Source organism: Geodermatophilus obscurus, from assembly GCF_900115395.1.
In the GTDB taxonomy this organism is placed as follows: domain Bacteria; phylum Actinomycetota; class Actinomycetes; order Mycobacteriales; family Geodermatophilaceae; genus Geodermatophilus; species Geodermatophilus obscurus_B.
In genome coordinates, this window is sequence record NZ_FOWE01000003.1 from 20,067 (window position 1) to 32,843 (window position 12,777).

Here is a 12,777-nt window from a genome sequence, read left to right on the forward strand (position 1 = left end):
CCCGACACTAGGCGACCACCGGCCGGTACGGGGCTCCAGGAGATGGGTCACGGCGCCGGCTCCGCCACGACGACGACGTTGTCGCGGTAGCCGCCCACCTCGGGGAGGAACGGTCCGCCACAGGTGACCAGCGTCAGCCGGGGCGGGCCGTCGCGGCGGAAGAGCGCGTCGAGCGGCAGCGCCTGCTTGGCCAGCGACTCCCGCGAGACCACCCGCCAGGTGGTCAGCGTGCCGGCCGCGTCGGTCACGACCACCTCGTCGCCGGGCTCGGTCGCCCGCAGCGCCGCCATGGCGCCCAGGCCCTGCTCGACGTCGTCGACGTGCCCGGCGACCACCGCGGAGCCGGGCGCACCGGGCACCGGGCCGAAGCGGTACCAGCCGGCCCGGTCGACGTCGTCGGGGATGGCCATCTGCCCGTCGGGCCGGGTGCCCACGGGCTCGACGGGGACGTCGAGCCCGTGGGCCGGGACGGCGACGCGCGCCGGGGCCACCACCTGCGGTGCGGCGGTGGGAGCGGCGTCCCGCACGGTCACGCCCGGGGTCGCGGGGGCGGGTGCGGGCGCCGACGGTTCCCCAGGGGCACTGAGCACCTGCTCCCCGGGGGCACCGAGCACCTGCTCGACGGGCGCGCCCGCCGCCGCCGGCGGCCGGGTCACGGCCCAGGCCGTGGGCACGCCCACGGCGAGGGCCACGCCCAGCACCACGCCGGCGGCAGCGGGTCGCACGTCGGTCCTCCTGTCGGTCCGGGGGTCAGACCCGCGTGGTGGCGAGCCGGCGGGCGGCCAGGCCGGCGCCGACCAGGCCGAGCGCGGACAGACCGACCAGCGGCAGCGGCAGGCCGTCGTCACCAGCGGAGTCGACGAGGCCCGCGCTGCCGCCGGGGACGCCGGACGGCGCCGAGTGGCCGCCGCCGATCGTCTGGACGGCCAGCTCGTAGCCCGCGTCCTGCGAGCCCCACGCGTAGACGATCGTCGTCGCGCCCTCGGTGACGTCGAGGTCGGCCGGGCCGATCGCGACGGTGGAGGTGCCGGCGAGGACGACGTCGGCGCTGACCGTGCCGGCCGGGACCTCGAGGGCGGCCTCGTTCGGGTTGGTCAGGTTCGGCGCGACCACCTGGCCGCCGGCGCGGACGTCGACCCCCGGCGCGGCCGCGGTGTGCCGGACGACGACGCGGCCCTGGCCCGCGGGGACCTCGGAGGTGTCGTTGACGAACGGGGTGAGCGCCGGCTGGCCCTCGGCCGTCAGGTGCGCGACCACGGTGGCGTCGGCGCCGGCGGGCACCGCGACGCCGTTCGCCGACAGCAGCGGCGTGCCGGAGCCGTCGGCGGCGTCGGCCGGGAACAGCGCCAGGTCGTAGGAGCCGGCCGGCAGCTGCAGCGGGTCGGTGAGGGTGCCCGGCTGGAAGTCGTCGATCAGCCGCTCGCCGTTGGCGTAGACGTCCACCGGGAGGTCCGGTACGGCGTGCAGGACGGAGACGGTGGCGGTGTCGGCCGCCGAGGCGGGAGCGACGCCGAGCGCGAGCAGCGCGCCGGTTCCGGCGACGGTGGCGATGCCGAGGGTGCGGGTGCGGGTCACGGGGGTCCTCCGGTGTCTGGGGGTGCTGACACCTCTCCTTCCGGCGTCTGCGCAGGTCCGGATGCAGTCGACCGGCTGACGGGGTGACCGGGCCCGCGGGAGGATGTCCCCGTGGACCCCGTGCGCGACCGCGACGCCGGGGGACGGGCCCGCAGTGCCCGCCCCCGCGACGCCCTGGGCCGGCCCCTGCCGTACGGGGCCGAGGGCGTCGAGCGCGCTCCGGAGGGGGTGCCGCGGACGCCGGACGAGGCGATCACCGAGGCGCAGGCGCTGCTCGACGACGGCCGGCCCTTCCACGCCCACGAGGTCCTCGAGGACGCGTGGAAGGCCGCGCCGGACGCCGAGCGGCAGCTGTGGCGCGGCCTGGCGCAGCTCGCCGTCGGCCTCACCCACGCCGCCCGCGGCAACGCCGGCGGCGCGGCGCGGCTGGTCGCGCGGGGAGCGGGCAACGTCGCGCCCTACGCGCCGGCGCCGCCGCACGGCCTCGACGTCACCGGGCTGCTCGGGTGGGCGGCCGGGCCGCTCCGGGCGGACCGGCCGTTCCGCCTGCGCGCCCCTGGTCCGCCCGGCTGACCCCGGGCAGACTGCGGGCGGCGGAAGGGGACCCGATGAGGAGCTACGAGGCGACCACGCGCATCGACGCGGCGCCCGACGAGGTGTGGCCGCACCTGGTCGACGTCGGTGCCTGGCGGGACTGGGACTCCGGCGTCGACCGGGTCGAGGGCCGGGTCGCGCTGGGGGAGCAGCTGACCCTGTACGCGACCATGATCCGCAGCCGGCCGTTCACCGTCACCGTCACCGAGCTGCGGCCCGGGGAGGCCATGCGCTGGCGGGGCGGGCTGCCGTTCGGGCTGGCGGTCATCGAGCGCACCTACCTGCTCGACCGCCAGGACGACGGGGGCACGGTGCTGACCGTCCGCGAGGACCAGACCGGCCCGCTGGCGTGGGTGACCGAGCGGTCGACGCCGGACCTGAACCCCTCGTTCCGCCAGTTCTGCGCCGGGCTCCGGACCCGCGCCGAGCGGACGGCGCAGCGCTCGAGTTGAGCGCCCGTGTGCACTTCCGCGGAAGTGCGCAGGGTCAGCAGTACCCGGTCAGCAGAACTCGGCGAGCAGGGCGCGGGCGCGGGCGGCGAACGGGGCGAAGCCGAACAGCCCGCAGATCTCCAGCGCCCGCCGCAGCTCGGCCTCCGCACCCGGCTGCCCGGTGAGGCCCAGGACGCCGCCGCGGTAGAGCGCGGTGGGCCCGAGCACCGTCGTCCCCGCCCAGAGCACGACCACCGTGTCGCCGTAGGAGCGCAGCGCCGGCAGCACGGTGGCGGCCAGGGCGGGGTCGCGCAGCTCGAGGGCGACGTCGGCGAGCAGCACGGCGCGCACGGGCTCGCGGGCGCCGTGCGCGGGGAACGTCAGCCACCGCTCGACGGCGGCGTGCGCCTGCGCGTGCCGTCCCGCCTGGGCGTGCGCCTGGGCCAGCACGGCCAGCCAGCCGGGGTCGACGGTGGCGGCGAGGTCGACCACCTCCGGCACCAGGCCGGGCATCCGGTGCTCGTGCCAGGCGGCGATGCCCTCGATCGTCTGGCGCGACATCCGGGTGACGTCGGCGGCGGCCGGTGAGCTGGTCGGGGCGTCGGCGACGGCGGCGTCGGCCAGCCGGCGGGCCCCGTCGGCGTCCCCGCGGGCCAGCGCCAGGCCCGCCGACCACCAGGCGTCCAGCTGCAGCAGGTCGCCGTCGCCGCGGCGGGTGGCCAGCTCGGTGAACCGCCGGCCGACCGCGGCCGCCTCCTCCACCTGCACGGTCTCGGTGAGGGCGCAGCGCAGCAGGTGCAGCGCGGTCGCCTCGGCGGCCGGGACGCCCGCCGACTCGCGCAGCATCGTGCGGGCCAACTCCACCCGCGCGTGCGCGTGGGCCGGCGTCCAGTCGGCCACGAACCGCGCCACCCGGGCGCGCGGGCGGGCGGCGGGGGAGTCCCCGGCGGCGGCGAGGGCGCGGTCGGCGAGCTCCCGGCCGCCCGCCTCGCCCGACGACGAGCGCTGCACCGCCAGGGCGGCGAGCACCGCCGAGGCCAGGCCCGGCGGCAGCGCGCCGGTGCGGGTGGCGGCCTCCTCGAGCAGGGCGACGTCGGTCGCGGCCGGCGCGCCGACCGACGCCCAGTAGCCCCCGAGCCCTCCGCCGGCCGAGGCGACGGCGGCGCGCGCGAGGCGGGCGGGGTCGTCGGCGGCGCGGGCGAGGTCGGCGGCGGTGCGCAGGGCGGCGCCGCTGTCCTCCAGGAGCCCGAGCCGGCGCAGCCCCTCGCCGCGGACCAGGTGCAGGTCGGTGGCCAGGGCGGCCGACCCGGCGGGGACGTGCGCGAGCCCGCGCGCGGCCAGGGCTGCCGCCTCGTCGACGCCGGCCCGGTCCAGTGCCTCCGTGGCGGCCCGCAGGCACGCCCGGGCCGCCGCCTCGTCGGGCCCGCCGGCGGCGGCCTCGCTGCGGTGGACGGCGATGGCGCCGGCCGAGGTGGCCGCGGCCGCGCCGGCCTCCAGCGCGTCGGCGAGCCGGCCGTGCGCGCGGGCCCGGGCGACCGGGCCGAGGTCGGCGAGCAGCACCTCGCGCACCAGGTCGTGGGCCACCCGCACCCGGCCGGGGGAGGGCTCGAGCAGCAGGGCGGTGCGGAGTGCCTCGGTCACCCCGCCGGCGTCCCCGCCGTCGTGCCCGCCGCCGAGGGCGGCCCCGAGCAGCGCCAGCGACACCTCGCGCCCCGCGACCGCCGCCGTCGCCAGCACCTCCTGGGCGCCGGCGGTCAGCGCGCCCACCCGGAGGCGGACGACGTCGCGCACGCCCGCCGGGACGGCCTCGCCGGAGGCCGCCGGCAGCGCGGCCAGCTCGGTGACGAAGAACGGGTTGCCGCCGGTGCGCGCGGTCAGCGCCGCGGCGTCCTCCGCGGGCCCGCCGCGCAGCCCGCCCACCAGGTCGGCGACCTCCCCGGCGGCCAGCCCGCCCAGCCGCAGGCGGCGCGCGCCGGCGAGCCGCGCGGCCAGGCCGAGGACGCGGCCGAGGACGGGGTCGGCGGTGGCCTCCTCGCGGCAGGTGACCGCCAGCAGCACCCGGCTGCCGTGCAGCTGGGAGAGGACGACCTCCAGCACGTGCAGCGAGTCCCGGTCGGCCCACTGCAGGTCGTCGAGGACCACCAGCAGCGGCTCGTCGGCGGCCAGCGCGCGCAGCCGGCGGGCGGTGTCGAGGCCGAGGGCGAAACGGGCGCCGGTGTCGGTGCCGAGCGCGGCCTCCGGCAGGCCGCCGAGGACCTGCTGCCAGGGCCAGTACGGCGGCGCGCCGCCGATCTCGGCGCAGCGGCCCCAGCGCGCCGCGGCGCCGGCACGCTCGGCGAACGCCTCGACCAGCCGCGTCTTGCCGATCCCCGGCTCGCCGGTCACCACGACGGCGGTGCCGCGGCCGGCCGCGGCCGCCGACCAGGCGCCGGCGAGGGCCGCCAGCTCGGCCGGCCGGCCCACGAACCCGTCGCCGGGCGCGGCCGGGGCAGGGGCGGGCGCGGCCGGTGCGGACGTCGCGGCACCGAGCGAGGGGTCCTGGCGCAGCACGGCGGCCTCGAGGTCGCGCAGCTCGGCGGAGGGGTCCAGCCCCAGCTCGTCGGCGATCCGCTCGCGGGTGCGGCGCAGCACGTCCAGCGCGTCGGCCTGGCGGCCGGCCCGGTACAGCGCCCGGGCGAGCAGGCCGGCGGTGCGCTCCCGCAGCGGCGCGACCGCCGCCGCCTCGGTCAGGTCGGGCACCAGCTCGGCACCGGCGCCGAGGGCGAGCCGCGCCTCGGCCAGCCGCTCGACGGCGACCCGCCGCAGCTCCTCCAGCCGGGCGACCACCGGGACGACGTCGTCGACGTCCGCGACGTCGGCGTAGGGCCGGTCCTGCCAGCGGGCCAGCGCCTCGGGGAGGACCCGTGCGGCCTCCCGGTCGTCCCCGGCGGTGCCGGCGGTCACCAGGTCGGCGAAGGCGTGCGCGTCGACGGCGGCGCGGGGCAGGACGAGGGCGTACCCGTCGCCGCGGGTCACCAGCACCGCGGCGTCGCGGGCGGTGCGGCCGGGGTCGACCAGCCGCCGCAGCCGGCTGACGTGTCCCTGCAGCGTCGTCGTCGCCGTGGCGGGCGGGGCGCCGCGCCACAGCCGGTCGGCGAGCGCCGCCGCCGGCACCGCCCGCCCCTCGGCGGCCGCGAGCAGCGCCAGGACCTCGGCGGGCCGGCGCCCGCCGAGGTCCAGCTCGGTGCCGTCGCGGATCAGCCGCGTCGGCCCGAGGACGTCCAGCCGCAGGTCCACGGCGACGGAGGGTAGGCGGTCGGCCGCGTCCTGGGGTGTCAGCGCGCGGCCGTGCCGCCGGCCGGCGTGCGGACGAGCGGGGCGACCCGCCACCAGGCGAGCGCCGCCAGCAGCAGGGTGACCGCGCCCATGGCGCCGGTCTCGGTGGACAGCCACTCGGTGGGGCCGGAGTCGGCGGTCAGCGGCGCGAGCACGTGGTAGAGCAGCGCGTTGAGCACCGCGTGGGCCAGCACGCCCGGCCAGATGCCCCAGCGCAGCTGCATGGAGGCGAGCACCGCGCCCAGCGACGTGCTGCCCAGCGTCAGGCAGGCGAGGGCGAACCAGACCGGGACGCCCGCGGGCGCACCGCCCAGGAAGAGCACCAGCGGCCAGTGGAACAGCGCCCAGGCCAGCCCGCTGACCAGCACGACGGCCCGCGGCCCGGCGACCTCGGCCAGCCGCTGCACGAGCAGGCCCCGCCAGCCGACGTCCTCGGCGAGGGCGAGCACGACGTAGGGCAGCACGAGCACGGTCAGGCCGAGCGCGACCGTCGGCGTCAGCCCGCCGCCGGCGAAGCCGGCCAGACCGGTGGCCCACAGCAGCCCGGCGGCCGCGAGGGTGGGCAGCAGGGCCCAGAGCCAGGCGGTGCCGAGGCTGCGCCAGGACGGGCGGCGGAAGCCCCAGCCGGGCCGGCGCAGGGTCCGGGCGGTGACCAGGCGGGCGACGACGGCGGCCAGCAGCGGGATGAGCGCCTGGCCGAACAGCAGCGCCTGGACCAGCGGCGGGGCCTGGTCGACCCGGGTGACGTCGGCGCCGGCGGCCGCGGCGACCGACGTGGTCACCGTGAGCAGGCCGGCGACCGTGGCGAGGAAGACGCCGATCTCCCGCCACGGCGACGGGCGGGCCGCGGGCGCGGCCGGCGCGGGGGCGGACAGGGACGGGGTGGCGGTCATGGCGGGCGGCTCCGGATCCGGACGGGGTCTGCGACGGCACGGACGGTCCGTCCCCTGCCTGGTCGGGCGCTGGTCCGCCGCTGGTCGGCGGTCCGCCAGCCGGCCACCAGCGCGCGGGCGCACCGTGCGGGGCATGGAGCCGCTCGACGCCGTCCTCCCCGGCCGCCCCGGTGCGCAGGTGCTGTCCCTGCCGGCGGGCACGCCGCCGCACCGCTACGTGGCCCGCCGGGCCGACCTCGTGCTGGTCGTGCTCGCGGGCGACCCGTGCCTGGGCGTCGGGGCCGAGCCCCCGGGCCGGTGTCCGGCCGGATCGGTCGTCGTCTGCCCGCGGGGCGTGCCGTGGTCGGTGGCCGGCGGGGGAGAGCCGGCGCGCGTGGTCGCCGTCGGCGCCCCCTCCGGCCCCGAGCGGACGCTGGCCGCGCTGCTCGGCCCCCCGCCCCTGGACGGCGCCGCCCTGGTCGCCGCCGCGGCCGACGGCGGCCTCGAGGTGGTGCTGGAGCCGCTGCGCTGAGCGGCCCGTGACCACTGTGACCGCAACCGTCCGGCCCGGTGCGCGGGTGCCACGATGGTCCCCGTGAGCACCGACACCGACACCGCTCCCGCCACCGGCTCCGGCGACAGCTCGCCGGGCGACCCGGTCACCGCCCCGCGGGGGCCGGTGACCTCGGCGTCGTACTCCATCACCGTCCGGCTCACCGCCGACGGCGACCCGGCCTCGATCGGGCGGATCGCCACCGCGGTGGGGACCGCCGGCGGGGCGGTGACGGCCATCGACGTGGTCGAGTCGCGGTCGGACGGGCTGACCGTCGACGTCACCTGCTCGGCCGCCGACGCCGCGCACTCCGAGGAGATGGTCGCCGCGCTGCGCGCCGTCCCCGGGGTGACCGTGCGCAAGGTCAGCGACCGCACCTTCCTGCTGCACCTCGGCGGCAAGCTGGAGGTGGCCTCGAAGGTCCCGCTGCGCACCCGCGACGACCTGTCGATGGCCTACACCCCCGGCGTGGCGCGGGTCTGCCTGGCGCTGGCCGAGCACCCCGAGGACGTGCGGCGGCTGACCATCAAGGGCAACACCGTCGCCGTCGTCACCGACGGGTCGGCCGTCCTCGGCCTCGGCGACCTCGGGCCGGGCGCGGCCATGCCGGTGATGGAGGGCAAGGCGGCGCTGTTCAAGCGGTTCGCCGACATCGACGCGTGGCCGATCTGCCTCGACACCCAGGACGTCGACGAGATCGTGCGCACCGTCGAGCTCATCGCCCCCGGCTTCGGCGGCATCAACCTCGAGGACATCGCGGCCCCCCGCTGCTTCGAGATCGAGAAGCGGCTGCGCGACAAGCTCGACATCCCGGTCTTCCACGACGACCAGCACGGGACGGCGATCGTCGCGCTCGCGGCGCTGCGCAATGCGCTGCGCGTGGTGGACAAGAGCCTGCCCGACGTGCGGATCGTCGTCGCCGGGGCGGGTGCCGCCGGGACGGCGATCGTGCACCTGCTGCTGGAGGCCGGCGCGCAGCACGTGCTGGTGTGGGACCGGGAGGGCATCCTCTCGCCCGACGACGACCGGCTGACCCCCGCGAAGCGGGCCCTGGCCGAGCGCACCAACACCGGGAAGGTGCGCGGCGAGCTGCCCGACGCGCTCGACGGCGCCGACGTCTTCATCGGGGTGAGCGCGGGCAACGTGCTGCCGGTCGAGGCGCTGACCCGGATGGCCGAGGGCGCCGTGGTGTTCCCGATGGCCAACCCGACCCCGGAGGTCGACCCCGTCCGCGCGCGGCAGCACGCCGTCGTCGTCGCCTCGGGGCGGTCGGACCTGCCCAACCAGATCAACAACGTGCTGGCCTTCCCCGGCGTCTTCCGCGGCCTCCTCGACGCCCGGGCGACGGAGATCAGCGACGGCATGCTGCTGGCCGCGGCCGACGCGCTGGCGGCGATCGTGCGCGACGACCAGCTCAACGCCAACTACATCATCCCCAGCGTCTTCGACCCGGCGGTCACGCCGGCCGTCGCGGCCGCGGTGGCCGACCAGGCCCGCACCGAGCCCGGCGCGACCGCCGAGGTGAGCGGGGTGGAGTCCCTCACCGCCCTGTGAAGTCTGTGCACTTCCGCGGAAGTGCACCGTCCACGTGGGCGATGTGCGGTGAGCACTTCCGCGGAAGTGCACACGTCCGGGGGCGGCGCCGGGGGTGCGGGCCGGGGATCATGGCCGGGTGCCCGAGTTGCCCGAGGTGGAGGCCCTGGCGGCGTTCCTCCGCGAGAACGCCGTCGGCCGGGTGGTCGCGCGCGCCGACCTGACCGGCCTGCAGGCGCTGAAGACGTTCGACCCGCCGCTGTCGGCGCTGGCCGGCCTGGAGGTGACCGGCGCGGCGCGGCACGGCAAGTTCCTCGACCTCGACGTCTCGGGCCTGCACCTGGTCGTGCACCTGGCCCGCGCCGGGTGGCTGCACTGGCGCACCGGCCTCCCCGACGCCCCGCCCAAGCCGGGGAAGGGGCCGCTGGCGCTGCGGGTCCACCTCGATGACGGGAACGGGTTCGACCTCACCGAGCAGGGCACCCGCAAGGGCCTGGCGGTGTACGTCGTCCGCTCGGCGTCGGAGGTCCCCGGCGTCGCCCGGCTGGGCCCCGACGCGCTCGAGGTCGACCGCGACACGCTGGCCCGGCTGCTGGCCGGCCGGTCCGGGCAGCTCAAGGGGGCCCTGACCGACCAGACGCTGCTGGCCGGCATCGGCAACGCCTACTCCGACGAGATCCTGCACGCCGCCCGGCTCTCGCCGTTCAAGATGGCCGACCGGCTCACCGACGACGAGGTGGTCCGGCTCTCCGACGCGATGCGGGCCACGCTCGGCGACGCCCTCGGGCGCCAGGTCGGGCAGAAGGCGGCCACGCTCAAGGGGGAGAAGCGCTCGGGGCTGCGTGTGCACGCCCGGACCGGCCTGCCGTGCCCGGTCTGCGGCGACACCGTCCGCGAGGTCAGCTTCGCCGACACCTCGCTGCAGTACTGCCCCACCTGCCAGACCGGCGGCAAGCCGCTGGCCGACCGGCGGATGAGCAAGCTGCTGCGCTGAAGAGCGCCGGCCGGCCCAGCGCCTGCGCGGTCAGCCGGCCCGCAGCGAGGACAGCCGGGAGAGCACCCGGGTGAGCACGGCGCTGCCCGCGCCGGCGTCGTCGGCCCCGGAGCCGGCGGTGCCGACGTCGGACCACCAGTCCTCCAGCGGCGGCGGGGCCAGGACGTCGACCCGCTGCCCCGGCCGCGGGACGAGCACCTGCACGCCCGAGCGGGCGGCGGCGACGAGCAGCCGCTGCACCGGCTCGGCCCACCGGTGGAAGGCCAGGTTGAACGTCGCCCAGTGCACCGGCAGCAGCACCCGGCCGCCGAGGTCGCCGTGCGCGCGCACCGCCTCCTCGGGGTCCATGTGGATGTGCGCCCAGGCCTCGTTGTAGGCGCCGATGGGCACCAGCGTGAGGTCGAAGGGGCCCAGCCGCGCACCGATGCCGGCGAAGGCGGGCGTGTAGCCGGTGTCGCCGCCGAAGAAGACGCGGTGCCGGGGGCCGGCGACCACCCACGAGGACCACAGCGTGGTGTCGCGGGTGAAGTAACGGCCGGAGAAGTGCCGGGCCTCGGTGCAGGTGATCGTGAGGTCGCCGACCGTCGTCGCGCCGTCCCAGTCCAGCTCGACCACGCGGTCCTCGGGCACGCCCCAGTGGCGCAGGTGCACGCCCACGCCCAGCGGGACGACGAAGGGTGCGTCCTGCAGCTCCACCAGCGCCCGCACGGTGGGCAGGTCGAGGTGGTCGTAGTGGTCGTGCGAGACGAGGATCGCGTCGACCCGCGGCAGGGTCTCCACCGGCGCCGGCGGCTCGTGCAGCCGGGTCGGCCCGAACACCGGCGACGGCGAGACGCGGTGCCCCCAGACCGGGTCGACGAGCACCCGGGTGCCGTCGACCTCCAGCAGCGCACTCGAGTGCCCGAACCAGGTGACGGCGAGGTCACCGGCCTCGGCCGGGATCTCGGGCCGGACCAGCGGCACCGGGCGCGCGGGCAGGCCCACGTGCCGGTCGTCGTGCCACTGCCGCAGCAGGCCGCGGCGGGCGTTGGGCGGCGGCAGCGACGGCGTGGGCAGCGTGTTGTGGAAGCGCCCGTCCGACCACTGCGGCGAGCCGGCCACGGTCGGGCGGATCTCGCGGCGTCCGGCGCCGATCGCCGTCGGCAGGCCCCAGGCGGCGCGGGCGAGGAACCCGGCGGGCAGGGCGAGGACGGCGGCGGTCAGGGAGAGCCGGCGACGGCGGGAGGTGGGCGATGGCACGCCCTCAAGCATCCCAGCCGCCCGCGGGTGCCGGCCGCGGGTGTGAGGGGGACCATCGCCGCGTGGAGCGCACCACCGCGGACCGCCACCCCGTACCGGACGACGGCGGCGACCCCGCCTGCTGGCTGCACCGGGTGTGCCCGGCGTGCGGCCGGGTCGCCGACGAGGACCCGCCGACCCGCTGTGCGTCGTGCGGGGAGGAGTGGACCGCCGACTGACCCGCGTCCTGGCTCACCGCCGTGCGTCCTGGCTCACCGTCCGCGCCGAGCCAGGACGCAGCACGATCAGGTCACCTGATCGTGCGCGTCCCGTCAGCGGGCGGCGGTGAAGTCGGCCAGCGCGCGGCGCAGCGCCACACCGGGCCGGTCGGCGGGTACGTGCAGCTCGTCGCGCAGCGCCAGGGGCAGGCCCGCACCGGCCAGCTCCGCCGCCAGGGCGAGGTCCTCGGCGAGCACCTGCTCCTCCCGCGCGGCCTCCGCGGCGACGTCGCCCGGTGCGGGCAGCGGCCGCCCGGGCGGGGCGGCGAGGAACAGGCAGGTGTGGACGCGGGTGGAGTCGGCGTCCTCCGGCTGCAGCAGGACCAGCCGCGGCGTCGCCGCGCCCGGACCGGGGTCGTCGACCCGCAGGCGCAGCTGGAACGGGACCCGGACGACGGCGGTGGCGCGCCGGCCCCCCGGCAGCCGGCGCGCGGCGGTGAACCCGCCGGGCTCGAGGGTGACGTCGGCGGCCGGCACCTCTCCCGCGTCGTCGCCCGCCGCCGGGTGCACGAACGGGGCGTGCGCGGCGTCGAGGAGCAGGTCGGCCAGCGGCCCGGCCGGACCCGCCGCGCGCACCGAGGGCAGCCAGCGCCGCACGAAGCGCCGGTTGCCGTCCTCGGGCACCTCGAGCGCGACGTCGCGGGGCTGCGCCGGCGCCAGCCACACGACGCCGAGGCGCTCGCGCACCCCCCACGCCGGCGGGTCGGCCGACAGGCCGCCGTCGCCGCGGTGCAGCGTCCACGTCCGCCCGAGCAGCCGCACCTGCAGCCAGCCGCCGGGCCGCAGCTCGCGGGTGAGCGCGACGGGGTGCCAAGCGTGCTCCAGCGCGGGGTCGAGGTTGCCGAGCACCGGACCCGACGGCGGCAGGGGTGCCGGGACCGGCTCGGGGACCGGGCGGGACGACGGCGCCGGCGGCACGGCGACGGGGGTGCGCTCGGGGGCCAGCCAGACCCAGCCGTGCCGCTCCTCCACCGCCCACGGCACCGCCAGGTCCGCCCGCGGCGGCGCGGTGCCGTCGGGCCCGAGGGAGGGGAGGTCGACGCAGCGGCCCTCGGGGTCGAAGCGCCACCCGTGGTACGGACACTGCAACCGGCCGTCCACGACCGTCGCCGCCGCCAGCGGGACCAGCCGGTGCGGGCAGCGGGCGGGGAACGCGCTCACCTCGCCACCGGGCCGCAGCCGGACGACGACCCAGGCCCGCCCGCCGGCGCCCACCGGCACCGGCGTCGTCCCGACCCGGCCCGCGGGTGCCACCGGGAACCAGCCCGTCGACCGCGCGGTCGCCGTCCACGCCGTTCCGCTCATGCACCCGAGTGCACCGCCCGCCGGTTCCCGCGGCGTTACGGCCGGCAGAAGCTCAGGTCACGGCTCCGTACCGGTCGTTCGCCACCCGGCTGAGCACCACCTATGGTGA

The 12,777-nt window shown here is 78.6% G+C and carries 12 protein-coding genes; 6 read left to right on the top strand and 6 right to left on the bottom strand.

Annotated features, from left to right (window positions below):
• Positions 1-47 precede the first annotated feature (47 nt).
• Together BM165_RS06215 and BM165_RS06220 are read right to left on the bottom strand one after the other, a co-directional pair.
• Complete coding sequence (locus tag BM165_RS06215; protein ID WP_075012700.1) at positions 48-725, bottom strand: class F sortase; 678 nt, start codon at positions 723-725, stop codon at positions 48-50.
• Positions 726-750: 25 nt separating this feature from the next.
• Positions 751-1,575: a DUF4397 domain-containing protein gene (locus BM165_RS06220; protein ID WP_075012701.1), complete on the bottom strand. Its 825-nt coding sequence runs from the start codon at positions 1,573-1,575 to the stop codon at positions 751-753.
• Positions 1,576-1,686: 111 nt separating this feature from the next.
• Between BM165_RS06220 and BM165_RS06225 the strand changes: the two genes are divergently transcribed.
• On the top strand, positions 1,687-2,148 hold the full coding sequence (locus BM165_RS06225; protein ID WP_075012702.1) for a DUF309 domain-containing protein: 462 nt from the start codon (positions 1,687-1,689) through the stop codon (positions 2,146-2,148).
• Between the two features lie 35 nt (positions 2,149-2,183).
• Complete coding sequence (locus BM165_RS06230) at positions 2,184-2,621, top strand: SRPBCC domain-containing protein (protein WP_075012703.1); 438 nt, start codon at positions 2,184-2,186, stop codon at positions 2,619-2,621.
• Positions 2,622-2,669: 48 nt separating this feature from the next.
• Here BM165_RS06230 and BM165_RS06235 read toward each other — a convergent pair whose 3' ends face one another.
• Positions 2,670-5,876: an ATP-binding protein gene (locus tag BM165_RS06235; protein ID WP_177225127.1), complete on the bottom strand. Its 3,207-nt coding sequence runs from the start codon at positions 5,874-5,876 to the stop codon at positions 2,670-2,672.
• Positions 5,877-5,914: 38 nt separating this feature from the next.
• The gene (locus BM165_RS06240) at positions 5,915-6,808 is read right to left on the bottom strand and encodes a CPBP family intramembrane glutamic endopeptidase (RefSeq protein WP_075012705.1); all 894 of its coding nucleotides are present in this window, start codon (positions 6,806-6,808) and stop codon (positions 5,915-5,917) included.
• 133 nt (positions 6,809-6,941) lie between these two features.
• Here BM165_RS06240 and BM165_RS06245 point away from each other — a divergent pair, with 133 nt between their 5' ends.
• From BM165_RS06245 to BM165_RS06255, 3 genes are all read left to right on the top strand, one after another.
• On the top strand, positions 6,942-7,319 hold the full coding sequence (locus tag BM165_RS06245; RefSeq protein ID WP_143108055.1) for a hypothetical protein: 378 nt from the start codon (positions 6,942-6,944) through the stop codon (positions 7,317-7,319).
• 63 nt (positions 7,320-7,382) lie between these two features.
• Positions 7,383-8,894 carry an NAD-dependent malic enzyme gene (locus BM165_RS06250; protein WP_244274088.1) on the top strand — a complete coding sequence of 504 codons (1,512 nt, stop codon included), beginning with the start codon at positions 7,383-7,385 and terminating at the stop codon, positions 8,892-8,894.
• Positions 8,895-9,012: 118 nt separating this feature from the next.
• On the top strand, positions 9,013-9,867 hold the full coding sequence (locus BM165_RS06255) for an Fpg/Nei family DNA glycosylase (RefSeq protein ID WP_075012707.1): 855 nt from the start codon (positions 9,013-9,015) through the stop codon (positions 9,865-9,867).
• 30 nt (positions 9,868-9,897) lie between these two features.
• On the opposite strand, the gene BM165_RS06260 is transcribed toward BM165_RS06255, so the two are convergent.
• Entirely contained in the window at positions 9,898-11,106 is a 1,209-nt protein-coding gene (locus BM165_RS06260; RefSeq protein WP_244274089.1) for an MBL fold metallo-hydrolase, read from the bottom strand.
• Positions 11,107-11,168: 62 nt separating this feature from the next.
• Here BM165_RS06260 and BM165_RS24660 point away from each other — a divergent pair, with 62 nt between their 5' ends.
• Positions 11,169-11,324 (top strand): hypothetical protein, encoded by a 156-nt coding sequence (locus BM165_RS24660; protein ID WP_177225128.1) that lies wholly within the window; start codon positions 11,169-11,171, stop codon positions 11,322-11,324.
• 93 nt (positions 11,325-11,417) lie between these two features.
• Here the strand turns inward: BM165_RS24660 and BM165_RS06265 are convergent, their stop codons facing one another.
• Positions 11,418-12,668, bottom strand: a complete 1,251-nt coding sequence (locus tag BM165_RS06265; RefSeq protein ID WP_075012709.1) for a Rieske 2Fe-2S domain-containing protein — start codon at positions 12,666-12,668, stop codon at positions 11,418-11,420.
• Between the last annotated feature and the right edge of the window lie 109 nt (positions 12,669-12,777).

Coding starts and splice junctions, on each gene's coding strand:
- BM165_RS06230 (WP_075012703.1), top strand. CDS start 2,184: ATGAGGAGCTACGAGGCGACCACGCGCATCGACGCGGCGCCCGACGAG.
- BM165_RS06240 (WP_075012705.1), bottom strand. CDS start 6,808: ATGACCGCCACCCCGTCCCTGTCCGCCCCCGCGCCGGCCGCGCCCGCG.
- BM165_RS06245 (WP_143108055.1), top strand. CDS start 6,942: ATGGAGCCGCTCGACGCCGTCCTCCCCGGCCGCCCCGGTGCGCAGGTG.
- BM165_RS06265 (WP_075012709.1), bottom strand. CDS start 12,668: ATGAGCGGAACGGCGTGGACGGCGACCGCGCGGTCGACGGGCTGGTTC.